Below are 23,925 nucleotides of genomic sequence, written 5' to 3' on the forward strand. Positions count from 1 at the left end.
TAAGATTCAGTCAGATCGCTCAAATATACACATCCCTGCCCATGTTGCATCCAGCCTGCAAATTGGCGTCCGTTAAAAAATATGAGACAATTGCGCTTTAGTATCAATAAGCGCAATTTAGATTGAGGGTGGTGTCATGTCACAGAAGTCATTCAAAGCTCATTACATGCGCGGCGGTACCAGCAAAGGGGTCTTTTTTTGCGATGACGCTTTGCCCAAAGATCAGGCCCTCCGAGATCGGATCCTACTTAGGGTGGTGGGCAGCCCTGATGAGTATGGACAGCAGATAGACGGAACTGGCGGTGCCACTTCTAGCACTAGCAAAGTTGTAATCATCGCTCGATCTGAGCGAGACGACTGTGATGTCGACTATCGCTTTGGCCAGGTCGCCATTGATCGTCCCGTCATCGACTGGTCTGGAAACTGTGGAAATCTCACTTCCGCAGTCGGGCCTTTCGCTATTAGTCAGGGCCTTGTCGATGCCCCTGCGGATGGCATCGCAATTGTCCGTATCTGGCAGGCGAATATCGGTGCTCGGATCATCGCTCATGTTCCTATGCGTGATGGGCAGGTAATCGAAGAAGGTCGCTTTGAGCTGGATGGTGTTGCGTTCCCGTCTGCCGAGATCAAGCTCGAGTTTATTGATCCTAGCGGTGGCGATGATGGCGACGGCGGTAGCATGTTTCCGACCGGAAGCCCGGTCGACACCCTTGAGGTTCCTGGGGTCGGTGAGGTCAAGCTGACACTGATTAATGCAGGCAATCCGGCAATCTTCATTCAGGCCGAGGCTCTGGGTCTGCGAGGCAATGAGCTCCAAGCGGAGATCAATCAAAACGTAGATTTGCTAGCTAGTGTTGAGGCGATTCGTTCTCACGCGGCCGTGCGCATGGGGCTGGCCAAGTCCGCAGAAGAAGCGACTCGCAATCGTCCCCACACACCTAAGCTTGCGTTCATTTCCTCGCCTATTGCTTATGTTGCCGCAGGCGGTAAGTCGATCAATCCTGATGACCTTGATCTCAATGTTCGAATCTTTTCGATGGGCAAACTCCACCACGCTATGACGGGTACCGGTGCGGTAGCTATTGCAGTCGCCGCGATGATCCCTGGAACCATCGTCAATCAGCTGGTACCTGATGCAAGCGGGCGTCAAATACGGTTTGGTCACCCATCTGGAAGTTTGGCTGTCGGGGCAGAGGCTCGTGAGGTGAATGGAAAGTGGGTTGTGTCCAAAGCGGTAATGAGCCGATCTGCTCGCCGAATCATGACGGGTGATGTGTGGGTTCCAGCAGACGTATGCTCCCTCTAAAGCAATTCATTAATGCCTGAAGCGAATCCTATTGCTTATAGGATCCGCTATTTTCTCTGGCATGGCAGACAAGCGTTGCTTTGTGCATGAAACGTTCATGTGGGTGCTTGCTCAGGCTGTATGAGGCTTACCCTGTTTGACATCCACTCTGGTTGCCAGCAATGACTACTTGGGTAGCAGCAGTCCATCGATGATCCGAGTGACCAAGAGTATTTTCTGATTGCTATAGATAAGGCGGCACCCATGGCCGGGTGCCGCAAGGCCTAGCTCATCGCAGCGCACTACAGCTTCAGTCGGAAGGTGCCGAAACACCAGTGATCTCATCTCGCTTGGTCGCTCCCTCGATGAGGCCGGTCTTGTGCAGCTGGTTGATGAAATGATCCAACCATTTCGGAGCACGAATCCCCCTGGATGACGGCAATCCTATCGCGCGTCTGATTTCCATAAATGAAGGTTCAAACAGCCGTAGTTCGGTAGGCGTCTTCAGGTCTGCCTGCAGCTGCTGCCTGATTGGCAGCGCGTTTACAGCAGGAGCGCAGGTGCTATCAGGCTGAGTAACTTGGAAAGCGCCTCTTTTTGTCCTTAGCCGAATCCACGGTGCAATGCCGATAGCGTCCTGCCTGGGTTCGCAATCTAGTCATCAAGCGCTAGGAGCGCTGCCGCTTCAAAAACAGGGCGTCCACTCACCTGAGGTGGCTGAGCGATCATAATGGCTATTGCTGTTATGGCATATCAAACGCATATTCGAGCAGGTGGCGCTTCCCAGCCTTGAAAATCGCTCCTGTGATTGCGGTATGCGTTTAATATAAAAAACCCTTAAAAATCAAAAGCATGAATATTTTAGATTCGTCGAATAGATGTTGGTGCGACAGGTTTGTGGGGTTAGAGATACGCCTTGGTTGCGTTTGCGCGTTGACAAGCTCAATTTTACAGGCGTAGCCTAGTGGCGTTTCTGCTGCAAAATAAACAATCTCGAGAGACCGCCTGTTTTCGAGTTTGCCTGGAACGGTAAATCAGCTTCTTTCTGTCTGGGGCACGGTGAGATCGCACGTGTGGAGCGCGTGTGCAGGTAGGGACGCCAGGCGTGCCAACGGGTTGTCCTGATAGAGCGCCATGAGCATTTGGAATAGCACTGGTTTTGCAACGCACTGCGCCGAGCGACTAACTCATCCAGGGTGGCTGTAAGCCGAGATAACAGCATGTCTGAGCCTGTGCGCTGAAGACGAATGCAGTTGGCGAAGGCTGCCGCAGATCGACTGCGCTAAGTCGACCGAGACTGGGCCCATGGCCGCAGTTTTCAAATAAGTCTAAAAATAGAGAGGAAACACCATGCGCACTGACGCAAGCGTGGCTGACATCGAGAAGGCTACGATCAAGAAGATGACCATCCGGCTCATTCCCTTCCTGATGCTCTGCTACTTCATCGCTTACATCGACCGAGTCAACATCGGCTTCGCAGCCCTTACGATGAATGACGACATCGGCTTGACCGCTACCATGTTTGGTTTTGGTGCAACTCTATTTTTCGTTGCTTACGTGCTCTTCGAAATGCCCAGCAACGTGGCGATGGAAAAATTCGGTGCCCGTCGCTGGATTGCCCGAATCATGATCACCTGGGGCATTGTTGGTTTTTGTACTGCTTTCATCACTGGCCCCATCTCTTTCGGCATCGCTCGTTTCCTTTTGGGGGCGGCAGAAGCGGGCTTCTTTCCTGGTGTCATCCTTTACCTCACCACTTGGTTCCCAAAAGCCTACATGGCTCGGATCGTCGCCGTGTTCATGGTAGCTGTACCGCTGTCTAACTTCATCGGCTCGCCGCTTTCCGCTTTGCTTCTGAAGATGGATGGGATTTTGGATTTCAGAGGTTGGCAGTGGTTGTTGATGCTTGAAGCGGCCCCAGCGGTGATCCTCGGGATCTTGGTGTTATTCATTCTTCCAAGTAACAGCAAAGAGGCCCGCTGGCTGACTCAGGAGCAGAAAGATTGGCTCGCCAATAAGCTGGAAGAAGAACGCAAGGAGCGTGAGGTCAAAGGCGATGGTAAGAAAGCCAAGCACGGCATGGGTAAGATCTGGGCGGCAATGACCAATAAGTACGTACTATTGCTTTCCGTCATCTACATGAGCATCTCGGCAACCAGTAATACCCTTTCTCTTTGGATGCCTCAGATTCTCAAAAGCTTTGGTCTCACAGAGATGGAAACTGGCTTGCTGAACATGATTCCTTTTGGGATCGGTGCGGTTTTCATGATCTATTGGGCAATTCGTGCCGACAAGATCGGTGATCGTATGTATAGCACTGCCATACCACTGGCGATCACGGGCCTGAGCTTCGCGGCTACCTTGCTGACCGATTCGCTCACCGTAACGCTGATTCTGCTCTCTATGGTGCTCATCAGTAACTTCGCGTTGAAAGGGCCTTTCTGGGCTCTCACTTCGGAAACACTGTCGCCAGCAGTTTTGGCAGTCGGAATTGCAGCCGTTAACACTCTGGGCCACATCGGAACGGGGACTCTGAATTACTTTGTCGGTGTTATTCGGCACCACACCAACAGCTTCCCACTCGCACTGTTGCCGCTGGCCTGTATGTGCTTCGTAGGGGTCATTCTGGTGTTCTTTATCGGGCATCGAAATGCTCGTGAGCTGCGAAAAGCTGAAGCGACTTTAGCTCAAGGCTAAGCTGCAGAGAGGGCCGAGCCTACTGAGGTGTGTCTCGGCCCTTCTTGGATGATCTGCATATAAAAAGCTCGTCACAATTTTTTGCGTGAGTTGCTGCAGCAGCACCTTCGTAGAAGATCCGAAAGTAGCCGATCGCGGCTTTACTAGTTTTAATCGCAGGTGCATTCGCCCCGCTAGTCGACCTCACATTACTTTAGACATGAGAGGTTGTACCCAGCCCATGAAATATTGAGGATTTGAGTAGAATGGCCAAGGCCGCTGATGTCGTTGTTCAATGCCTGGAAAACGAAGGCGTCGAGTATGTGTTCGGAATACCAGGGGAGGAGAACCTCGACCTGCTGGAGTCGCTACGCAAATCCGAAATCAAGTTAGTGCTCACCCGGCATGAACAGTCAGCAGGGTTCATGGCGGCAACTTATGGGCGGCTCACTGGCAAGACTGGTGTAAGTCTGTCGACCCTTGGCCCTGGCGCCACCAATCTTGTCACGGCGGGTGCCTATGCCTACCTAGGCGGTATGCCGATGCTGATGATCACCGGCCAGAAGCCGATCAAGAAGTCCAAGCAGGGCCGCTTCCAGATCATCGACGTCTGCGGGATGATGGATCCCATCACTAAGTACACCCATCAATTCGCTTCCGCTGACAACATTCCGGCTCGCATGCGTGAAGCTTTCCGCCTCGCTGAGGAAGAAAAGCCTGGCGCTGTGCACTTAGAGCTACCGGAGGATATCGCTGCCGAACAAACCGAAAGCTTGCCGATTCCACCAAGCCTGCATCGCCGTCCGCTCGCCGAGCACAAAGCTATTGATGCAGCAGTCAGCAAGCTGAAGGCCGCGCGTAATCCGATCCTGGTACTCGGTGCCGGCGCCAATCGCAAGATGACCGCTAAGGTTCTCAAGCAGTTGATTGACAAAATCGGTATCCCTTTCATCACGACCCAACTAGGCAAGGGTGTGGTTGATGAGCGTCACCCGCGCTTCTTGGGCAACGCTGCGTTGTCGTCCGGTGACTTCGTGCATCGTGCCGTGGAGGCAGCCGACCTAATCATCAATATCGGTCACGACGTAATCGAAAAACCGCCGTTCTTCATGGTGCATGGCGGTACCGAGGTCATTCACATCAGCTTCCGATCCGCCGAAGTCGACGCCGTCTACTTCCCGCAGATTGAGGTGATCGGTGATATCGCCAATACCATCTGGCAGATCGGTGAGGCCCTAGATACCGCTGACATTGAACACTGGGATTTCACCCGCCTGCTGAACATCCGCGAGGCCAATGAGGTTCAGATCATCGAAGGCGCTGACGACAGCCGTTTTCCGGTCTACCCGCAGCGTATCGTCGCAGATGTTCGTAGCGCACTTCCTTCCGACGGCATCGTCGCCCTTGATAACGGCATCTACAAGATTTGGTTCGCCCGTAACTACAAAGCGCACAGGCCCAACACAGTGCTGCTCGACAACGCTCTGGCAACCATGGGCGCAGGCCTCCCATCGGCCATGGCCGCCCACCTGGTTTATCCCGACCGGCCGGTTGTCGCCGTCTGCGGTGACGGTGGTTTCATGATGAACAGCCAGGAGCTGGAAACCGCCGTACGACTCGGCATGCATGTCACGGTGGTGATCTTGCGTGACGATGGCTACGGCATGATTCGCTGGAAGCAGGCCAACATGGGCTTTACCGATTTCGGTCTGGATTACGGTAATCCGGACTTCGTCAAATACGCCGAAGCCTATGGTGCCAATGGGCACCGAGTTGAAAGTGCCGAAGGCTTCCTTCCGCTGCTGAAACACTGCATCAGCACCCCGGGCGTTCACGTAATTGACTGCCCTGTGGACTACTCCGAAAACGACAGGATTCTAAACACTGAGCTTCGCACGCGTAGCGCACAGGTCTGACCAGTTTCTTTGTGATGGCCCTTCGGGGCCGCTTTCAAGTCTGAATTATTCTGAGACCTCACCATGCAACTGAAAGACGCTCAACTGTTCCGCCAGCAGGCTTTCGTCAACGGTGCCTGGGCTGATGCCGACAGCGGCCAGACCATCAAGGTGACCAACCCGGCCACGGGTGACGTGATCGGCACCGTGCCGAAGATGGGCGCGGCCGAGACTCGCCGTGCCATCGAGGCGGCCGACAAGGCGCTGCCGGCCTGGCGTGCGCTGACCGCCAAGGAGCGTTCCGCCAAGCTGCGCCGCTGGTATGAGCTGATGCTGGAGAACCAGGAAGACCTGGCGCGCCTGATGACCATCGAGCAGGGCAAGCCGCTGGCCGAGGCCAAGGGCGAAATCGCCTACGCGGCGTCCTTCATTGAGTGGTTCGCCGAAGAAGCCAAGCGCATCTATGGCGACACCATCCCGGGTCACCAGGCTGACAAGCGCCTGATCGTCATCAAGCAGCCGATCGGCGTTACCGCGGCCATCACGCCTTGGAACTTCCCGGCTGCGATGATCACCCGCAAGGCTGGCCCTGCGCTGGCTGCTGGTTGCACCATGGTGCTCAAGCCGGCTTCGCAGACGCCGTACTCCGCTCTGGCTCTGGCCGAGCTGGCCACCCGTGCCGGCATCCCGGCCGGCGTGTTCAGCGTGGTGACCGGTAGCGCTGGCGATATCGGCAGCGAGCTGACCGGCAACCCGATCGTGCGCAAGCTGTCGTTCACTGGCTCCACCGAAATCGGTCGCCAGCTGATGGCCGAGTGCGCCAAGGACATCAAGAAAGTGTCGCTGGAGCTGGGTGGTAATGCGCCCTTCATCGTGTTCGACGATGCTGACCTGGACAAGGCCATCGAAGGCGCGATCATCTCCAAGTACCGCAATAACGGTCAGACCTGCGTGTGCGCCAACCGCATCTATGTGCAGGACGGCGTCTACGATGCCTTCGCCGAGAAGCTCAAGGTAGCGGTCGAGAAGCTGAAGATCGGCAACGGTCTGGAAGAGGGCACCACCACCGGTCCGCTGATCGACGAGAAGGCCGTGGCCAAGGTCAAGGAGCACATCGAGGACGCCGTTTCCAAAGGCGCCAAGATCCTCTCCGGCGGCAAGACGCACGCCCTCGGCGGTACCTTCTTCGAGCCGACCATTCTGGCCGACGTACCGAAGAACGCGCTGGTCTCCAAGGACGAAACCTTCGGCCCGCTGGCGCCGCTGTTCCGCTTCAAGGACGAAGCCGAAGTGATCGCCATGGCCAACGACACCGAGTTCGGTCTGGCTTCCTACTTCTACGCCCGTGACCTGAGCCGCGTGTTCCGTGTGGCCGAGGCGCTGGAATACGGTATGGTCGGCATCAACACCGGCCTGATCTCCAATGAAGTGGCGCCGTTCGGCGGCATCAAGGCCTCGGGCCTGGGCCGTGAAGGCTCCAAGTACGGCATCGAGGATTATCTGGAAATCAAATACCTCTGCCTGAGCATCTAGGCGCTCGCACGGTTGCTGTCCACATTACCAGCCGTGACTTCAGGGGGGAGCGTTTTGCCACGCGCCAAGCACTTTTGAATACCTGGCGGAAGCGACGGCTTTAGTGACCAGTAGGAACGACTACCTGGCAGGTTGGCTTGCGCACGGTCGAACAAGCGCTCTATTGCGGATGCGAGGGCGCCCAGACCGGATCAGCAGGCCGCGCTAGGTTGAATAGGCGATTCGATTCAGGTAGGAGTTGCCGATTGGTCAGGGCGCGAGTTTCTTGCGGAGGTTCGATGGTCGTGGCGCCATTGTCCGGGCGCTACACCAGTCGCTGCCTTGAAGGCACGGCTGAGCGCGATATCGGTGCCGTATCCCGTCTTTTCGGCAGCGACCGCGATGGAATGGCCTGCTGCAAGAATGAGCTTGGCCCGATAGATACGCCACGTTGCGATATAGCTCAGCGGCGGCACGCCGACAACCGACTTGAACAGGGCGGCGAAACTGGAGCGTGACATTCCGGCGTCGCGGGCGAGTTGCTCCAGCGTCCAGCGGTGCGCCAGATCGGCGTGGATGCGGTTCAGGGTCTGTGCCAGTTGGCGATGGGTCAGCCCGGCTAGCCAACCCTCGTGCATATTGCCCTCAGAGCTGGCCCAGGTGCGGATTGCCTGGATGAACAGAACGTCGAGCAGCCGACCGACAACGTAGGAGCCCCCGAGCGAGGCCTGCGCTTCCTCGGTGCCGATCTGTTCGAGTATGGACACCATCCGCCCGGCGTCTGACTCCGGCATCGCGATATGTACTACGTCAGGCAAGAGTGCCGATAGCGGCTCGCCGGCAGCGTGGTCAAAAGTGAACAAGGTCGAAAAGAACTCACACGCTTCACCATCCCCACCGAACGAGACTTTCTGGCCTGTCACGTGGTCAGCGATCTGCCAGCAGGGCACGGCGACGCGCTCCGGTGCATCGCCCAATATGCCCATGACTCCCTGCTTGATGATGAGGCAATCGCCTTGCTGAACCACGACCGGCGGGTGACCGATATGGGTAAACCAGCAGTTGCCCTTCGCGACGACGACAAGACGCGCCTGAGCTCCGCTGTCGAACGAGATCGCCCATGGCGCCTGGGCGTGTAGCCGGACGAAGAGCGAGCTTTCGAGCTGCATGGCGCTGAGCACGGAGTCGAATGGATGCATGACGATCTCGGACGATAGGTTATGAATTAAAGACTCCACGTAATGGATGATCCGGTCAAGCTCCGAGATACTTTTCCCACCAACATGGGGATACGTATGAAGATCTATCGTTTGCAGAAAATCGGCTCGATCAATGGCCTGGCTTTATGTGAGGAGCCCACGCCGCAGCCCGGCCCTGGAGAAGTGCTGATAAATATCAAGGCAACCTCGCTCAACTTCCGCGACCTCTCGATCATCAGCGGTCAGTCGCCGTTCCCTCTCGAAGAAGGGCGTGTGCAGTTGTCTGATGCAGCCGGGATCGTCGAGGCAGTCGGTACGGGTGTAACCCGCTTCGCGGTCGGCGACCGGGTGGTGAACAACTTCATGCCTGGCTGGCATTCAGGGTCGTTTCGCGAGTTCACACCGCAATATGGCACGCAGCTCGATGGCTGGATGGCCGAATATCGCGCTGTCGACCAGAACGAGTTGGTCGCTATTCCCGATTCGATCAGTTTCGAAGATGCAGCGACACTGCCATGTGCTGCAGTCACCGGTTGGAACGCCGTTGCCGGTGTCGGGCCGCAGCACAGCGTGCTGACCCAGGGCTCCGGTGGCGTATCACTATTTGCGCTGCAATTCGCCAAGGCGCGTGGCGCCAAAGTGATCGCGACGACCTCTTCGGCTGAGAAGGCGCAGCGGCTACTGGCATTGGGTGCCGACCATGTCATCAATTACGCCGAAAACCCCAACTGGGGCGAGCAGGCGAAAGCGCTTACCGATGGGCGTGGTGTTGATCGCGTCGTCGAGGTCGGTGGCCCCGGCACTTTCGCTCAGTCGCTCAAGGCGGTCGCGCTCAGCGGCCAGGTATCGATGGTCGGTGTGCTGGCCCAGGGCGAGATGCCCAGTTACCTCGAGATGTTCCTCACCTTCGCGCGGTTCCAGACGATCGTGACGGGCAACCGCCAGGATCTGCAGGATGTGATCGCGGCCGTGGCGCAGAACCGTATCCGCCCGGTGATAGACAGCCGCTTCAGCTTCGACGACGGCAAGGCCGCGTTCGAGCATTTCGGCAAGCGCAATCTGTTCGGCAAGGTCGTCATCACCAACGAACGCTGAGACCGAGCTTCCCAAGCTTTCAATAGCGCGCAGCAAGGCGGGTATCGACGCGTCGGTGCTGCGCGTTTATCGCGCTTTTCTCATTACATGGAGCATGCAACATGGCAAAACTGACGGGTAAAGTCGCGGTGATCACCGGTGGCGGAAGCGGCATCGGTCTGGCCTCCGCGAAGCTGTTCGCGGAGGAGGGGGCACAGGTTGTCATCGTTGGCCGCAGCAAAGCCGCCCTTGAGGCGGCCGCGGTTGAGATCGGTGAGCGTGCCGTGGCCATCGTTGCGGACGTTTCCGATCTGGCTGCGCTCGATGCGCTGTATGCCGAAGTTGGCAAGCGCTTTGGCAGGGTCGACGTGCTGTTCGCCAATGCGGGCGTGAACAATCTCGCGCCATTCGAAGCGGTCACCCCGGAAGACTTCGACAGGCAGTTCAACGCCAATGTCCGTGGGCTTTTCTTCTCCGTACAAAAGGCGCTGCCGCTACTCAGCGAGGGTGCATCGGTGATCCTCAACGCCTCGGTGGCACATAAGAAGGGCAGCCCGCTTCATTCGGTGTACGCCGCCACGAAAGCGGCGACCCGTTCGTTTGCCCGAAGCTGGACGACCGATCTCAAGCACCGCAAGATCCGCGTCAACTCGATCAGCCCCGGCCTGGTCGAAACGCCTATTTTCGGTAAGCTTGGCGTTCCAGCCGAGGCCATTGAGCAAGCACTGCCGACGCTACTCGAGGCGATGCCCATGGGCAGGGTAGGGCGGGTGGAAGAGGCCGCAACCGTTGCGTTGTTTCTGGCCAGCGATGACAGCTCTTTCGTGACTGGAATCGATCTACCTGTCGATGGTGGCCTTGGGCAGGTATAAGGCCATGCTGGATAGGGTTCGAAACGGCAGCCGCGAGTAGTCGAGGCTCGTTTCGGCGGGTGCGGTCAACCAACAGGGTGAGTGGCGCTTCGAAGTGGCAACGCCCACAGACTCAGAGACAAGAACCGGATCGATCAGAATGCAGCTCGATATTTTCCAGGTGGATGCGTTTTCTTCCGAGGCGTTCGGTGGCAATCCTGCGGCAGTTTGTCCGCTTCAGGCCTGGCTGCCTGATGAAGCACTGCAACGAATCGCCGCAGAGAACAACCTGTCCGAGACGGCCTACTTCGTTCGTAGCGGTGAGGTGTTCGAGCTACGTTGGTTTACGCCTGCGGTGGAAGTCGACCTGTGTGGCCACGCCACCCTGGCAGCCGCCTGGGTGTTGTTCGAGCAGCTTGGTGAAAGCCGTGATACGGTGCGCTTCTCCACCCGCAGCGGTGAATTACGGGTACGCCGCGACAGCGGGCGCTTGGCGATGGACTTCCCGGCCAAACAGCCCGAAGCCGCAGCTGTTCCGCCCGGCCTTTTGCAAGCGCTGGGGCTGGAGCGAATCGATGCGCTTTATCGCACAGATGATTACCTGGTCGTTGTCGAGAATGAAGCCATCGTTGCCGCTTTGAATCCCGACTTCGTTGCTCTGACCGAATTCGACGTGCGTGGCATCGCGGTCACCGCGCCGAGTCATCGCTTCGATTTTGTCTCTCGCTGGTTCGGGCCGAGGGTGGGCGTGAATGAAGACCCGGTCACGGGCTCCGCTCACACTTCTCTGGCGCCCTATTGGGCCGGGCGCCTGGGCAAACGCCGCCTGAGTGCTGAACAGGGTGGGGCGCGCAAGGGCCGTTTGCACTGTGAGGTTCTGGACAGCGGCAGGGTGATAATCAGTGGGCACGGTGCACTGTACTTGCGCGGCACTATTTTCATCTGAGGTCAGTGCATGCAGAGTCAGTCATACTCTGAGTAGTTAGTCGGCTGCAAAGATAAGAGCTTGAGGCGACCAAGCTCAATGCTTGCAGTGAGGCCTAGTTGCATGATGAGGCAAAATATCCAAGCTCTCTTGTTGATAGAGAGCGGGCAAAAAATAATTCCCGAGAGGTCTTCGAACTCAAGAAGTTTGGCTTTGCCGTATGGTCGGATGTGCAAGCAGGCGCTGCTATAACAGGAGCGATATTTTCGGGGAATTTCGTCGCGCTGGGCTTGGGTTCGCACAGTGAAATTCCAGAAATTATTGATGAAGTTCGTTAACTGGACTACATCAAGGTCTTGGCGCCGAGCTCAATGCCACGGCATTCCAGGTCGACGGTCAAGAGCGCCTGGCGACTTCTGAGCTTGGACAGGTTCTGCCACGGACGTGCAAGGCGATGCGCACGTAACAGGATAAAGTCACATGCTCTAGTTGCGGTCTTTGCTACGAGCCGGCGTCAATCTTTGCTGCGCGGGCAGGCCGTCTTGATAGCCTTGTTTATCGGTAAGCAGCAGCCTGGCTTGTGTGCCCCAGCCGCCAATGAAAATGTCGGTCTTGCCGTCGCCATCGAGGTCGCCAGAACCCATGCTCCAGCTTCGACCAACGGTAATGCCAGGTACCGCCTCAAGCGTGACATCCTTGAAGAAGCCCTTGCCATCATTCTGCCAAGCTCTCAACTGCAGCGGTACGAACCCAGGTACCTGAATCGCGCCGGCGAGAATATCCGGCGCACCGTCGTTGTTGAGGTCGACTATCTTGCCTGCCCAGCTCGAGAAGCGGTGCGCTGGCAGGCGTTCGGCGGTTTCGTCAATGAAGCGGCCTTTGCCGTCGTTGATCAGAAGCCGGGTCTGCGGATCTTTGTCCCAGCCGAAGTTATTGCTCGTAATGTTGAAGAACAGAATGTCATTGAGGCCATCTCCGTTCGCATCGAAAACCTGCACTTCGCGGGTTTCCATCGGCACTTGCAGATCAAGCCGATCAGATGCGTCGGTGAACCGGCCTTGTCCATCGTTGATCAGCAATCGGTTTGGATGGGCCGGGCTCGCGATCACCATGTCCAGATGGCCGTCGCCGGTCATATCGGCAAGTGCAATGCTTTCCGTCTGATCATTGCTATCGGGGAGGTGTGTTTTCGTGGCGTCGATGAAGTGCCCTGGGCGCTTCGGATCGTTGAGGAAGAGCAGGTTGCTAGCCGGAATGATCTGCGCATCTGGCGTGTGCCCCGTTTCGCCTGTACTGCCCACCACGATATCAGGCAATCCGTCGCCGTTTACGTCGCCGACTGCCAATCCATTACCTTGGCTATGTGCCGGGAGACGCTCGCTGGCATCGATAAAACCACCTTTGCCATCACCCAGAAACAGTTGGTGTACCTCATCGGATTCAGCGACGAAAACCACATCCATATTGCCGTCGCCGTCGAAGTCGGCAGCTCTCACATGCTCGTTGTCATGAGGCTCTGTCCCAAAGGCATCGGGCACGTAAGTCAGTCGCCCGGTGCCATCGTTCAAATAAAGCCTGTTAACCCCGTACTCGACGGAAACCACCACGTCCAAATGCCCGTCATTGTCGACGTCGATAAATACCGAGTCGGTAGCGTGAAGACTGGGGGCGATGGGAACATGAGTTGCCGTGGCGTCGACATAAGCGGAGGAGGGGCTCTCGGGAATCAGTATGAACGCGTCGGAAGCGGGGTTTCTTGTTCCGTCCTGAGCTCCCGCAGCTCCCGCCATTACGGTGACTGATGCGAGGAGCGTAATGGGTGATTTTAGAAAGCGTCTCATCATCGTGATCGATCCTCCGCAGGCCATGGCATTGGCACATAGTGAGCAAAGACTCTAACCCGCATGAGCCGCTGTGATTAGCCGCTTGAACACACTTGGACTTATGACGGTAAGTCATAAATTTTTGCTGGGAGCTATCATCCGTTCTTCGGTTCTGGCCGTGGATGACTCGCGGTTTGAGTGGTGGGGTATGACGGGGAGTCATTAATCATGCAGGACGAACTTGGCAGCCTGGCTGCCTTCGTGGCGGTGGCGCAATTGAACAGTTTTACCCGGGCCGCTGGGCGCCTCGGGACGTCTCAGTCCGCGTTGAGTCATAAAATCCGTCGCCTCGAAGGTAGACTCGGCATCCGCCTGCTAAGCCGAACCACTCGCAGTGTTGCACCCACTGAAGCTGGCGCTCGTCTGCTGGAAACGCTTGGTCCGGCGCTGGAGGATATACATCGGCAACTGGGTGCGTTGACGGGGGCTGCTGACCAGCCGGCAGGTACGGTGAGGATCACCTCCGCGGATCATGCTGCAGAGACCATTGTCTGGCCTGCTGTACACACGCTGCTTTCTGATTACCCCGATCTCAACATCGAGCTCGATGTGGACAATGGTTTTGTCGACATAGTCGCGGAGCGCTACGACGCCGGTATTCGCCTTGGCGCCAACCTGGACAAGGACATGGTTGCCGTTCCCATTGGGCCACCGGAGCAGTTGGTGGTGGTGGGTGCGCCTTCTTATTTCTCCACATGCCCCAAGCCCGAAACTCCTTTCGAGCTTTCGTCCCACCGATGCATCAATCGTCGCCTGCCCACCTTGGGCGGCGCATCAATGTGGGAGTTCGCGCGGGACGGTCAGCCGCTGAAGGTCAGAGTATCCGGCCAGCTGTCGTTGAACAGGCCTGAGTTGATAATTCAAGCCGCCATGTCAGGGCTCGGTTTGGCTTGCTTGTTGAGATCGCAAGTTGAGGCGCAGATCAAGGCGGGGAGTCTGCTACCGATTCTGCAGCAGTGGTGCCCATCATTTGCTGGGTATCATCTCTACTACCCAAGCCGGAGGCAGAATACAGCTGCTTTCCAGCTTCTTGTCGCAGCCCTGCGATACCACGAAAATTAGCCGCTGCAGAAGGACATTGGTGCTAACACGAGGCTGTGATTGAGAGGTGATCGTTGCAGCAATATGCAGCGCTTGAGCGATTAATCCGCGAGTCACGGCGCTTGGTGATAACGCAGCGCGTTGATTACCAGAGTGAGTGCCGGCGAGACCTGTCGCCTGCTAGCGTAGTAAATGTGGTAGCCGGGGAACGTGGCGCACCAGTCTTCGAGTAGCGGCTCTAGCTCCCCGGACTTGAAATGCTGCTCCAGGATATCGAATGGCGCATAGACCAGCCCCCGGCCATCAATAGCTGCTTTGATCATGAGAAACGCGTTATTGAAGATGACCTGCCCTTCCACGCGAACACTGAGCTCGTTGCCATCTTTTTCAAACTCCCAGGCATAAAGGCCGCCGTAGGTAGGCAGCCGCAGGTTAATGCAATCGAACTCGGTCAGCTCATGGGGGGAGGCCGGTGGACGTTTCCCCTCCAAGTATTTAGGCGCCGCGCCTATTGCCATCCGCATGTCCGGCGCGATGCGCGTAGCAATCATGTCCTTATCTACGCTGTCGCCAAGCCTGACGCCGGCGTTGAAACGTTGGGCCGCGATATCGGTAAAGCCGTAGTCCGCGCTGAACTCGATCTGGATGTCCGGGTATTCTTCCAGCAACGGCAGCAGCCTGGGCCACAGCACGGTTTGGATTGAATGGTCATTTGCCGTGATGCGCACCATCCCGGCGGGCTTCTCGCGCAAAGCGGTCAGGCTCGCGAGCTCCTCTTCAATCTCACTGATTCTCGGCGCGACAGCACTCAATAAGCGCGCGCCCGCTTCAGTGGTCGAAACGCTGCGCGTGGTGCGTGTCAGCAATTGCATGCCGAGCAGTTCTTCCAGCGCGCGCATTTTGTGGCTCAAGGCGGAGCGCGATATACCCAGCTGCGCCGCTGCCCTTGTGAAGCTCCGCTCCCGCGCCGTAGTCGCGAACGCTAACAAATCATTGAGATTGGGCTTTGCCATTGGTGAGCTCAGCGCACTAGTGCGTTCCGTTTTTACCATCTTATCAGCAAGTGCATTAAGCCCTAGTGTGATTAGGCAGCATTACGCTTGGCGGTAGAGGTTGTATCCAGGGTTCTTTAGGAGTGGTTGCCGCCGCCGCCAGACTGCCATTTGCCGAAGCACCAGAACGCATCACGGTGCCCCATTCCAAGCAGGTTAGGCGATGTTTACAGGAGAGTTGTCATGTCCACCCCCTTAGTAAGATTTGCCTTATGCGCTGCAGCGCTTCATGTCGGCGCGTCGAACGCTGCGGGTGAAGAACCTACAAGCGATTCGAGCCAGCAGATAGTCAGAGCCGGCAGCGAAGCATCGATCGTTGGGCCTGCGGAGTATTTCACCGGCCCGGTTCGTATCGACATGATCTGGCCGGCCGAGGGCGGCATCAATGTGTCGGGAGCGCTGGTGACGTTCGAGCCTGGATCTCGCTCTGCCTGGCATACCCATCCCGTTGGCCAGCGTTTGTCAGTGGTCTCGGGTGTCGGACTCACTCAGGAGTGGGGTAAGCCGATCCAGGAGATTCGCCCGGGTGATGTCGTGTATTGCCCGCCAGGTGTGAAGCACTGGCATGGAGCATCACCGAAAACGGCCATGACGCATTTGGCGGTTACCGGTGTGCAGGCGGATGGAAAAAATGTCGAATGGATGGAGAAAGTCAGCGATGACCAATACCACGCTCACTAAGTGCAGCAGCATCTGCATGCTGGCTGTTGGCGGCTTGTTAAGCCTGTCCACGGCCGTCAGCCAAGCCGCTCCCGCAACAAACTCGGATCGCGCCCGAAGCAGCACGCAATCCACTTCCGAGACACTTTCCGCCCAGCAGCAGGCGATCATTCCCATCGCGGCCTTCGCGGCAGCAGGCAACATCCCTAAGTTGGAAGAAGCGCTAAACCAGGGCCTTGATGATGGGCTCTCGATTAGCGACGTCAAAGAAGTGCTGGTGCAGTCATACGCCTACGCTGGATTTCCCCGCAGTCTGAATGCGTTGGGCAAGCTGATGGAGGTTGTGGAGTCACGCAAAGAGCGTGGCATTAAGGACAACCCGGGGCGTGAGCCAAGTCGCGAGATCCCCACCGGTGACGCGTTGCTGGAAGCCGGTACTGCAAACCAGACCAAGTTGGTAGGCCAGCGGGTAGAAGGGGCATTGTTCGAGTTTGCGCCTGCCGCTGATACCTACCTGAAGACCCACCTGTTTGGTGACATCTTCGAGCGGGACAACCTGGACTGGCAAAGCCGCGAACTGGCAACCGTCAGCTTTTTATCTGCACTTCCTGGCGTGGAGTCCCAGCTTCAATCCCACATCCGCATCAGCCGGAATGTTGGCCTTACCACAGGTCAGCTGAGTCAGGCGGCGCAGGTATTGACCGAGCGCGTAGGCGCCGACAACGGGCAGCGTACTCGCGATGCCATAGCAGCAACGCTAGATAATTCCGCGGGTTGATCCGCGGTTGCTATCTCGCCGCGAATCTTCATTAGAACGAGCGGTTAAGGCCCAACCTTGGTACGAACCACGGTTGGGCCTCTATCAGCTGTGGCGGTGAATCCAGCGCCATCGTACTTGGATCCCGACCTGGCGATACCTTAAATACTCAAGGATTCACATGCATAACCTGATTTCGCGGCGTTGCCTTTTGGCCACCTTCGCGCTTGTCGGAGGGCTTTGCGCCACTCTTCCAAGTCAAGCCGATGAGCGTCTTGCTATCGACTTAACATCTGGCCCCATCATTGGCACAGCAGCCGGGGGCATCGAGTCCTGGCAAGGGATTCCATATGCCGAGCCACCGGTGGCGGATCTGCGCTGGCAGCCGCCGCAGCCTGCCAAACACTGGACGGCTCCCATCAAGGCTAACGCATTGGCAAGCAGCTGCGTGCAGAGTGCGGACTTAGGTGTTTTCGCCAAAGCGGGTGGAAGTGAGGATTGCCTTTATCTCAACGTCTATCGAGATGCGAATGCCAGCAACGGCGGCCAGAAACTGCCTGTTTTCGTTTGGATACATGGAGGTGCTCTTCAAGTCGGCCAAGGCGGCGATTACGACCCGAGCAAACTTGCCAAGCAGGGTAACGCGGTGGTGGTAACGCTCAACTACCGCTTGGGTGTATTCGGCTTCCTCGCACACCCTGCACTCGATAGTGAAGGGCATGACTTCGGCAATTACGGCCTGATGGATCAGCAAGCTGCCCTGCAGTGGGTGCAAAGCAATATTGCAGCCTTTGGCGGAGATCCTTCCAACGTAACGATTGCTGGTGAGTCATCTGGCGGCAATAGCGTAATGGTGCATATGGCCTCCCCGCAGTCGGCCGGGCTGTTTCAACACGCGATTGCGATGAGCGGCGGCGGTGTAATGACCCGGCATCCGGCGTTCGGTGCCCCGCGGCCGTTGGCGGTTGCGCGAGAAGTCGGCGCAGCCTTTGCGAAAGAGGCCGGTTGCGACACCGGTGGAGCCAATTGCCTGCGCGCGTTACCGAGCAAGCGAATCCTCGACATTCAGGCTCCATTCGCGCTCAACGAATTCATCGTTGATGGGAAGTCGCTGCCGATGCATCCATCCGATGCCTACCGTACAGGGAAAATCAACCGTGCCACGTTGGTCAACGGGAGCACCCGCGATGAGGGGCGATTTTTCGTCGCACTGCCAGAGCTGATGACCGGCAAGGTTATGAAGGAGGCGGACTACCCCGTAGAGGTCGAGCGCATGTATGGGAAGGCGCTGGCACCAAAGGTCATGCTCGAGTATCCCTTCGAAAATTATGACAGCCCAAGTGAGGCGTTCGCCGCAGCTGCCACTGACAGCATGTTCGCTTGCACCGGCCTTGAGATGAGTCGAGTTCTGGCAGACAAGATCCCCGTATACGCCTATGAGTTTGGTGATCGAACCGCGCCGTCATATGTCGGGCCTACCTCGTTCCCGATGCTTGCAGCCCATACCTACGAGCTGCCTTACCTATTCCCCGGTTTTCGCGGTGGCGGTGACGTGCAGGTCAAGCTCAATCCCTTGCAGGAGAAGCTCTCCGACCAGATGGTCGCTCACTTCTCAAACGTCGCTGCGCTTGCTGGCAAGCAGAGCGACTGGCCACGCTTCGATCCCAGGCAGGACAACGTCATGACCTTTGCACTGCCTACTGCCAAGGTGGTATCCGGCCGCTTCGCAGACACGCACCACTGTGAGTTCTGGGATCAGACCGGGGTGTACTGATCGCCTGAAGCGACTGTTGTAACTAGTAATAGAGACAGATTATGAAAAAGCGAGCTCTAGGTATCGACAAACTCGACGTCTCGGAAATCGGCTTGGGTTGCATGGGCCTGACCTTTGGATACGGCCCTGCGACCGCGAAGAATGACTCCATCAAGCTCATTCGTTCGGCGCATGATCTTGGCGTCACGTTCTTCGATACTGCAGAAGCCTATGGCGCGGAAAACGAGGAGTGGCTCGGAGAAGCCGTTGCTCCATTTCGTGACAAGGTCGTGTTGGCAACCAAGTTCGGCTGGAAGGATGGCAATGCTGCTACCGGTGAGCTGGACAGCCGCCCTGAACGCATCCGTCTAGTCGCCGAGCAATCGCTGAAGCGTCTTCGGACAGATCGTATTGATCTGTTCTACCAACACAGGGTTGATCCGCAGGTTCCAATCGAAGAGGTGGCTGGCGCAGTCAGAGACCTGATCGAAGAGGGCAAGGTCGGCCATTTCGGGCTATCCGAAGCCGGGAGCGCGACGATCCGCCGTGCGCACGCGGTGCAACCTGTGGCAGCACTCCAAAGCGAGTACTCCATGTTCACCAGAGACCCAGAGGCAGTGATCCTTCCGACGCTAATTGAGCTGGGAATAGGATTCGTACCTTTCAGCCCTTTGGGCAAAGGATTTCTCAGCGCGAAGATCACCGCGGAGACTCAATTTGGAAGTGGCGACATCCGCAATACGCTGCCACGTTTTCAGGGTGATGCACGTCTTGCCAATCAACAGATCGCTGAAGCAATCAGCGTCATTGCGCAGCGAAAGAAGGCAACACCCGCTCAAGTGGCACTGGCATGGCTTCTCGCTCAGCAACCGTCGATTGTGCCCATTCCTGGAACGACCAAACTACATCGTTTGCAGGAGAACGTAGGGGCGACCCAGGTACATCTCAGCGAAGCAGAGATGCTGGAAATCGGCAGCATTCTCGAAAGGCACCCTGTTCAGGGTGAACGCTATACAGAACAAGGTATGCAGCTAGTTGATACTACGTCCGCCTAAACCTCCCTGCTGACGATAGGGCCACTGACATAACCGCCGGTGATGACTGTGATGCCTGTTGGTGAAGGTTTCGGGGCTTTAGCACGATGACCTAGCCGAACCGTACAAACGTATTCGCCGACGGAAGTGGGGCATGGTCCGAATGCCGTGGCGATTACCGTGGATGGGGAGGGGCGTGACATTGCCTCTAAACATGCCCACTGCCTCCCTGCGCCTCGCACAGCGCCTGGCGATAGAGCACCACCATTTCTTCGAGCAGGTCCTTTGCGAATAGCGCTGCGGCGTGCACTAGCAGGCCTTCGGGGTGTTCGCCTTTCTTGCGGATCAGTTCGTCGAATATGTCGGCTAGCAAACTGGCACGCAGTTCGGCGTCACCCTGAGTATCGCGAGGGGGTGGTGGGCAGGTTTTGGGAATGGGGCTTTGCCGTCTGGGAAAACGGATGACCGGGCTGCGTGGTTCAGCCATGGCGCACCTCCTGGCTGGAGGCGAAGGGTGTCAGTGTGCAGGTAGGGCGGTGCCCTGGCGTAAAAGCTGGATGGCGCATTTTCCTTATGCTCCCTGGTTTGCTTAAGGAGCCGCCACCGCCGTTGTCACGCGGTTATGGTGACGGACCGTACAGGGGTGACAAACCGGAAACCAAGGGAACCGGCCAGGCCGAAGCCTGCCCCGTACGGCCCGCCATAGAAATGCAGTAGCACGGTAACGAATACCGACTATGCAAGTGCGACGCGCCGCGTCTTGGTTTTTCAGGTTGTCACACCCGGTCACGGCATTGACCGTGACCGGCGCACTCTAGCTCGCAGGTTTGGCGATGGCAACCTTGCGGCCTCACCAGTGCGCTCGCTTTCCTTTGCACGAGCAGGGCCCTCGAGGGTGTTGATCAGCGCAAGCGTTGATGGCGCAGCGCGAGAGACCAGATACGGTGCTCGCAGCGCGGGCAGGTTGCCTGCTGCTGGTTTTCGATGCGTTGCGCATGGCCGCAGCGGACACAGGCATAGACGTCATCATGCGGCACCTGCTCGTACTCGGGGCGGTGCTCGGGTGGCAGCACCGACAATCCTGGCTTGATGGCCTCGGGTGGGTAGAAATACAGGCTGACATCGCCGTCGGTCTCCAGAATGCCAAGGCGAACCTGGCCGAGGTGCTCGACGCCTTGCTGGCGAAGCTCCATGAAGAACTCTTCGGGGGATATGTTCAGGTGATCCAGGCTGTTGAGCTCGTACAGCCCGCCCTGGATGATCGTTACCGGTTTGCCTTCCATCCAGTCCGAGAACCGCTCGCTATGGCTCATCACCAACACGGTGACGCGGTAGAGCAGCAGCAAGGTGACGAAGACCATCGCCACCGGCAGCAGGGGCACGTCGTCGTAGAACGACACGTCGCCCGCGGCCGAGCCCAGCGTCAGGATCACCACCAGCTCGAACAGCGAAAGCTGCCGAATGCCGCGCCGGCCACTGACCTTCAAGAACAGAAAAACCACCACGAAAGCGAACAGCGCGCGGAAGGCCACTTCCCCCAGAAACAGATAGGGGAAATCACCCAGCAGCATGCGCTGCCAATCGAATGCACTCATCAGCCGCTCCGTGAAGGTTTCTGTATGAGGTTGAGACCTGCAGGATGGGAAATGGGTCGGGTGGCGTTATGCGTTGCGCTGGAGGGCCTGGCCGAGCGGCTCCACTGGTCGCGGGGCCGTGGACAGAGCGAACCAGAGGTTTTTAGCGTGAAAACGTGGCCATTCGACAGGATGCCGACGCCTGGGGCGCAGACCCTGTGAAAGGAATATTAAATGTTATGGTATAACGTTTTTAACTTATGTCATGGCCATACACAATCAGGGAATTCTGCTTCATGTACGCATCTGCGAATCGCAGCAACGTTTGGGTTTTTAGTGGTGCAGCACTGGTCTGCGTGGTGTCGTGCGCATCGGTTGCAGCGGAAGGTGAAGCCGATGGGGTCACCGAGCTAGGTGCAATCGAAGTCGTAGGGGAGGGCGGTAATCTGGATCGTGCCAGACCACTGGCGCGTGGCAGGGTAAGCAACGCATCGCAAAGCCTTCCGGCTGCGGTCACCACGATCACGGATGAGGACATTCGCACGCTCAATGTCGACCGCGATATCTCCAACATCTACCGCCGTGTGCCGGGGGTGGTAGCCAACAACATCGACCAGGGCGACACCGGCAATGGCTTCCGTATGCGCGGCTTCACCACCAACGGTACCCATGGCGCCGACGTGGCGGTGTACGTCGACGGCGTACCGCAGAACATTCCGTCCAGCCAGGGTGGTGCCGGTCACGGCCCGGTTTTCCTCGAATGGCTGACACCTCAGATGATCAAGCGCGTCGATGTTATCAAGGGCCCGGTATCGGCGCTGTATGGCGACCAGAACCGTGCAGGTGCGGTGAATATCGAAACGCTCGATGGGGGGGACGTGGCGTCGAGCATTGGTGTGGACATCGCCAGCTTCGATGGTCGCCGAACCAACCTGGTGCTGGGCGGCGAGCGTGAAGGTTTCCAATCGTTGTTCGTGGCGGATATCTACAAGACCAATGGTTATCGCAAGGCCGCTGAGACCAACCGCGACAACTACTTCTGGAAGCTTTCCAAGGTCTTTGGCGATGCGAAGTATTCGGCGCGCTTCAGCCACTACGAGTCGGATTTCAAGAACGATGGCTACCTCAATTTACCCGCGCTCAAGGCCGGAACGATCAGCCGCCGTGATACCGATAACCTGTATGGGTTCGGCAACGCCAACCGAAACACCTACGTCTTCAATCGCGCACCTGCTGAGGGAGAAGAGGGGCTTTACTACACGGCGTACTTCGAGGATTTCAAGCGTGTGCGCGGCATTTCCAATGGCACCAACACCCACAATTACGGCAAGGATGATCGTGACATCTACGGTGGTCGCCTGGCCTACAACTTCGTCTACGAAGACTCGGCATCGCTGATGGTCGGCGCCGACGTGCGCCGAGACAAGGGTGATGCCTACCGTCAGCAGTACCGCAACTTCGAGCCCACCCCCAATTTCTACTTCGACTTCGATCAGGATCTGATCACTTACGGCGTGTTTGCCCAAGGACAGTACAAGCCGCTCGATTCCCTGAAGGTGTTAGGCGGTATTCGCTATGACCGCTTCGATTACGACATCGAAAACCTCAAGTTCCGCAACGCCGATACCGGTTATCACAGTTCGGTGACCACACCGAAGCTGGGGCTGGTGTGGACGCCGACCGAGCAGTTCGAAGTGTTCACCAATGCTTCGCAGGGCTTCCGCTCGCCAGCTGCGGAGTACATCAGCTCCGGCAGCAGCGGCGCTCTGCCGCCCAGCGACACGGGTGGCCGAATCAATGGCAGCGTGCGACCCAGCAAGGTGACGTCCTATGACATCGGCTTCACCGTGCGTCCGACCGAGCGTTTCTCCAGCACCACCGAGTTCTATTACATTCAGAACGACAGCGAGACCTTGCAAACCTCGCCGGGAGTCTTCGAGCAGGTCAGCGACACCACGCGCAAAGGCGTGGAAACCAGCTTCAACTACCAGGCCACCTCCACAGTCAGCACCTACGCGAGTTATGGCCGGATCATCGATGCGGTGATAGACAACCCACCCAGTGGCACCGGTGACCGGCTCGTGGTGCCTGAACACACCTACAAGGCGGGGGTTCAGTATCGAGATGCTTTCATGGCGGGGCAGTTGACGCTCAATGCCGATGCGTACCACCTCACCGGCATCCCTTACTACGTGGGGAGCGAGAAGAAGGAAATGCCCGTCTATACCCGGTATGACCTGCGCGCGTCCTATGACTACAGCGACTACCAGTTCAGCGTGTACGGGACTTTCCAGCCCCACCGTTACGGCACCGAAGTCGCCTATGGCACCACCAGTGGATTGGTGATCGTCCCGCAGCCTTCTACAACGTTGGGTGCGTCGGTCAGGTACTTCTTCTGACCATCGGCACACTGGTGCACGTCGCGCCATGGCTGCATGTGGGCGCCGGTCCTCGAGCCGGCGCCCACCTCGAGTCGACTCAGTCGATTGCATAGCGCAAGGCTGGCCGCTCCCGGCACATCGCTGCTTGCAGCGGTGGTCCGAGAGGCGATGCCCTGTGATGTCTGGTTTTTGCCGGCCGGCGGTTCGAGCGCGCTGATGGCAGCGAGATCGGCGCAGCGAAGGTGATGGGCATAGTTGAGCTTGCAGGCGATCAGATCATTGCGTGGCGAGATTACTTCGATGTGAACTTCGCTCAGAAGATCTCCGATAGCCAGTAAGTAGGTCGTGCCGCGACCGTGCCTCCCGCGGATTA

Annotated in this window: 19 protein-coding genes; 14 read left to right on the forward strand and 5 right to left on the reverse strand. The window is 57.5% G+C overall.

Annotation, left to right across the window (positions count from 1 at the left end; genetic code table 11):
• Positions 1–136 precede the first annotated feature (136 nt).
• The 4 genes from prpF (at position 137) to gabD (ending at position 7,389) form a co-directional block, all read left to right on the forward strand.
• Positions 137–1,306, forward strand: coding sequence for a 2-methylaconitate cis-trans isomerase PrpF (gene prpF / locus ACT9T4_RS00970; RefSeq protein ID WP_042553968.1), 1,170 nt, complete (start codon positions 137–139; stop codon positions 1,304–1,306).
• A gap of 1,329 nt (positions 1,307–2,635) precedes the next feature.
• Positions 2,636–3,982 (forward strand): MFS transporter, encoded by a 1,347-nt coding sequence (locus ACT9T4_RS00975; RefSeq protein ID WP_042553969.1) that lies wholly within the window; start codon positions 2,636–2,638, stop codon positions 3,980–3,982.
• 245 nt (positions 3,983–4,227) lie between these two features.
• Complete coding sequence (locus ACT9T4_RS00980; protein ID WP_042553970.1) at positions 4,228–5,877, forward strand: acetolactate synthase large subunit; 1,650 nt, start codon at positions 4,228–4,230, stop codon at positions 5,875–5,877.
• Positions 5,878–5,940: 63 nt separating this feature from the next.
• Complete coding sequence (gene gabD, locus ACT9T4_RS00985) at positions 5,941–7,389, forward strand: NADP-dependent succinate-semialdehyde dehydrogenase (RefSeq protein WP_179538853.1); 1,449 nt, start codon at positions 5,941–5,943, stop codon at positions 7,387–7,389.
• Positions 7,390–7,616: 227 nt separating this feature from the next.
• Here the strand turns inward: gabD and ACT9T4_RS00990 are convergent, their stop codons facing one another.
• A complete protein-coding gene (locus tag ACT9T4_RS00990) occupies positions 7,617–8,567 on the reverse strand; it encodes an AraC family transcriptional regulator (RefSeq protein WP_042554576.1) in 951 nt (316 codons plus the stop codon).
• A gap of 42 nt (positions 8,568–8,609) precedes the next feature.
• Between ACT9T4_RS00990 and ACT9T4_RS00995 the strand changes: the two genes are divergently transcribed.
• The 4 genes from ACT9T4_RS00995 (at position 8,610) to ACT9T4_RS01010 (ending at position 11,755) form a co-directional block, all read left to right on the forward strand.
• Positions 8,610–9,662: a zinc-dependent alcohol dehydrogenase family protein gene (locus ACT9T4_RS00995; protein WP_257026901.1), complete on the forward strand. Its 1,053-nt coding sequence runs from the start codon at positions 8,610–8,612 to the stop codon at positions 9,660–9,662.
• 101 nt (positions 9,663–9,763) lie between these two features.
• Positions 9,764–10,513: an SDR family oxidoreductase gene (locus tag ACT9T4_RS01000; protein WP_179538852.1), complete on the forward strand. Its 750-nt coding sequence runs from the start codon at positions 9,764–9,766 to the stop codon at positions 10,511–10,513.
• Positions 10,514–10,652: 139 nt separating this feature from the next.
• Positions 10,653–11,438 carry a PhzF family phenazine biosynthesis protein gene (locus tag ACT9T4_RS01005; RefSeq protein ID WP_042554568.1) on the forward strand — a complete coding sequence of 262 codons (786 nt, stop codon included), beginning with the start codon at positions 10,653–10,655 and terminating at the stop codon, positions 11,436–11,438.
• Positions 11,439–11,536: 98 nt separating this feature from the next.
• Positions 11,537–11,755 carry a hypothetical protein gene (locus ACT9T4_RS01010; RefSeq protein WP_179538851.1) on the forward strand — a complete coding sequence of 73 codons (219 nt, stop codon included), beginning with the start codon at positions 11,537–11,539 and terminating at the stop codon, positions 11,753–11,755.
• Positions 11,756–11,902: 147 nt separating this feature from the next.
• Here the strand turns inward: ACT9T4_RS01010 and ACT9T4_RS01015 are convergent, their stop codons facing one another.
• Positions 11,903–13,261, reverse strand: coding sequence for an FG-GAP repeat domain-containing protein (locus ACT9T4_RS01015; RefSeq protein WP_499115053.1), 1,359 nt, complete (start codon positions 13,259–13,261; stop codon positions 11,903–11,905).
• Positions 13,262–13,465: 204 nt separating this feature from the next.
• Between ACT9T4_RS01015 and ACT9T4_RS01020 the strand changes: the two genes are divergently transcribed.
• A complete protein-coding gene (locus ACT9T4_RS01020) occupies positions 13,466–14,362 on the forward strand; it encodes a LysR family transcriptional regulator (RefSeq protein WP_042554574.1) in 897 nt (298 codons plus the stop codon).
• 92 nt (positions 14,363–14,454) lie between these two features.
• Here ACT9T4_RS01020 and ACT9T4_RS01025 read toward each other — a convergent pair whose 3' ends face one another.
• A complete protein-coding gene (locus ACT9T4_RS01025) occupies positions 14,455–15,354 on the reverse strand; it encodes a LysR family transcriptional regulator (protein ID WP_042554567.1) in 900 nt (299 codons plus the stop codon).
• Between the two features lie 222 nt (positions 15,355–15,576).
• On the opposite strand from ACT9T4_RS01025, the gene ACT9T4_RS01030 reads away from it, so the two are divergent.
• The 4 genes from ACT9T4_RS01030 (at position 15,577) to ACT9T4_RS01045 (ending at position 19,618) form a co-directional block, all read left to right on the forward strand.
• Positions 15,577–16,074 carry a (R)-mandelonitrile lyase gene (locus ACT9T4_RS01030; protein ID WP_499115054.1) on the forward strand — a complete coding sequence of 166 codons (498 nt, stop codon included), beginning with the start codon at positions 15,577–15,579 and terminating at the stop codon, positions 16,072–16,074.
• On the forward strand, positions 16,052–16,831 hold the full coding sequence (locus ACT9T4_RS01035; RefSeq protein WP_499115055.1) for a carboxymuconolactone decarboxylase family protein: 780 nt from the start codon (positions 16,052–16,054) through the stop codon (positions 16,829–16,831). The genes ACT9T4_RS01030 and ACT9T4_RS01035 overlap by 23 nt, the downstream gene beginning before the upstream one ends.
• Before the next feature lie 160 nt (positions 16,832–16,991).
• The gene (locus ACT9T4_RS01040) at positions 16,992–18,584 is read left to right on the forward strand and encodes a carboxylesterase/lipase family protein (RefSeq protein ID WP_499115056.1); all 1,593 of its coding nucleotides are present in this window, start codon (positions 16,992–16,994) and stop codon (positions 18,582–18,584) included.
• A 41-nt stretch (positions 18,585–18,625) separates the two neighbouring features.
• Positions 18,626–19,618 carry an aldo/keto reductase gene (locus ACT9T4_RS01045; protein WP_499115057.1) on the forward strand — a complete coding sequence of 331 codons (993 nt, stop codon included), beginning with the start codon at positions 18,626–18,628 and terminating at the stop codon, positions 19,616–19,618.
• Between the two features lie 187 nt (positions 19,619–19,805).
• Here ACT9T4_RS01045 and ACT9T4_RS01050 read toward each other — a convergent pair whose 3' ends face one another.
• A complete protein-coding gene (locus ACT9T4_RS01050) occupies positions 19,806–20,084 on the reverse strand; it encodes a hypothetical protein (protein WP_499115058.1) in 279 nt (92 codons plus the stop codon).
• 415 nt (positions 20,085–20,499) lie between these two features.
• On the reverse strand, positions 20,500–21,192 hold the full coding sequence (locus tag ACT9T4_RS01055) for a YetF domain-containing protein (protein ID WP_499115060.1): 693 nt from the start codon (positions 21,190–21,192) through the stop codon (positions 20,500–20,502).
• 275 nt (positions 21,193–21,467) lie between these two features.
• Here ACT9T4_RS01055 and ACT9T4_RS01060 point away from each other — a divergent pair, with 275 nt between their 5' ends.
• Complete coding sequence (locus ACT9T4_RS01060) at positions 21,468–23,570, forward strand: TonB-dependent receptor (RefSeq protein ID WP_499115061.1); 2,103 nt, start codon at positions 21,468–21,470, stop codon at positions 23,568–23,570.
• Positions 23,571–23,925: the final 355 nt, after the last annotated feature.

The organism is Pseudomonas sp. SZ40, from assembly GCF_052958135.1.

Bases quoted from the DNA above. Each gene is read 5' to 3' on its own strand.
- prpF (WP_042553968.1), top strand. From the start codon at position 137: ATGTCACAGAAGTCATTCAAAGCTCATTACATGCGCGGCGGTACCAGC.
- ACT9T4_RS00975 (WP_042553969.1), top strand. From the start codon at position 2,636: ATGCGCACTGACGCAAGCGTGGCTGACATCGAGAAGGCTACGATCAAG.
- ACT9T4_RS00980 (WP_042553970.1), top strand. From the start codon at position 4,228: ATGGCCAAGGCCGCTGATGTCGTTGTTCAATGCCTGGAAAACGAAGGC.
- gabD (WP_179538853.1), top strand. From the start codon at position 5,941: ATGCAACTGAAAGACGCTCAACTGTTCCGCCAGCAGGCTTTCGTCAAC.
- ACT9T4_RS00990 (WP_042554576.1), bottom strand. From the start codon at position 8,567: ATGCATCCATTCGACTCCGTGCTCAGCGCCATGCAGCTCGAAAGCTCG.
- ACT9T4_RS00995 (WP_257026901.1), top strand. From the start codon at position 8,610: ATGGATGATCCGGTCAAGCTCCGAGATACTTTTCCCACCAACATGGGG.
- ACT9T4_RS01000 (WP_179538852.1), top strand. From the start codon at position 9,764: ATGGCAAAACTGACGGGTAAAGTCGCGGTGATCACCGGTGGCGGAAGC.
- ACT9T4_RS01005 (WP_042554568.1), top strand. From the start codon at position 10,653: ATGCAGCTCGATATTTTCCAGGTGGATGCGTTTTCTTCCGAGGCGTTC.
- ACT9T4_RS01015 (WP_499115053.1), bottom strand. From the start codon at position 13,261: ATGATGAGACGCTTTCTAAAATCACCCATTACGCTCCTCGCATCAGTC.
- ACT9T4_RS01025 (WP_042554567.1), bottom strand. From the start codon at position 15,354: ATGGCAAAGCCCAATCTCAATGATTTGTTAGCGTTCGCGACTACGGCG.
- ACT9T4_RS01030 (WP_499115054.1), top strand. From the start codon at position 15,577: ATGTCCACCCCCTTAGTAAGATTTGCCTTATGCGCTGCAGCGCTTCAT.
- ACT9T4_RS01035 (WP_499115055.1), top strand. From the start codon at position 16,052: ATGACCAATACCACGCTCACTAAGTGCAGCAGCATCTGCATGCTGGCT.
- ACT9T4_RS01040 (WP_499115056.1), top strand. From the start codon at position 16,992: ATGCATAACCTGATTTCGCGGCGTTGCCTTTTGGCCACCTTCGCGCTT.
- ACT9T4_RS01045 (WP_499115057.1), top strand. From the start codon at position 18,626: ATGAAAAAGCGAGCTCTAGGTATCGACAAACTCGACGTCTCGGAAATC.
- ACT9T4_RS01050 (WP_499115058.1), bottom strand. From the start codon at position 20,084: ATGGCTGAACCACGCAGCCCGGTCATCCGTTTTCCCAGACGGCAAAGC.
- ACT9T4_RS01055 (WP_499115060.1), bottom strand. From the start codon at position 21,192: ATGAGTGCATTCGATTGGCAGCGCATGCTGCTGGGTGATTTCCCCTAT.
- ACT9T4_RS01060 (WP_499115061.1), top strand. From the start codon at position 21,468: ATGTACGCATCTGCGAATCGCAGCAACGTTTGGGTTTTTAGTGGTGCA.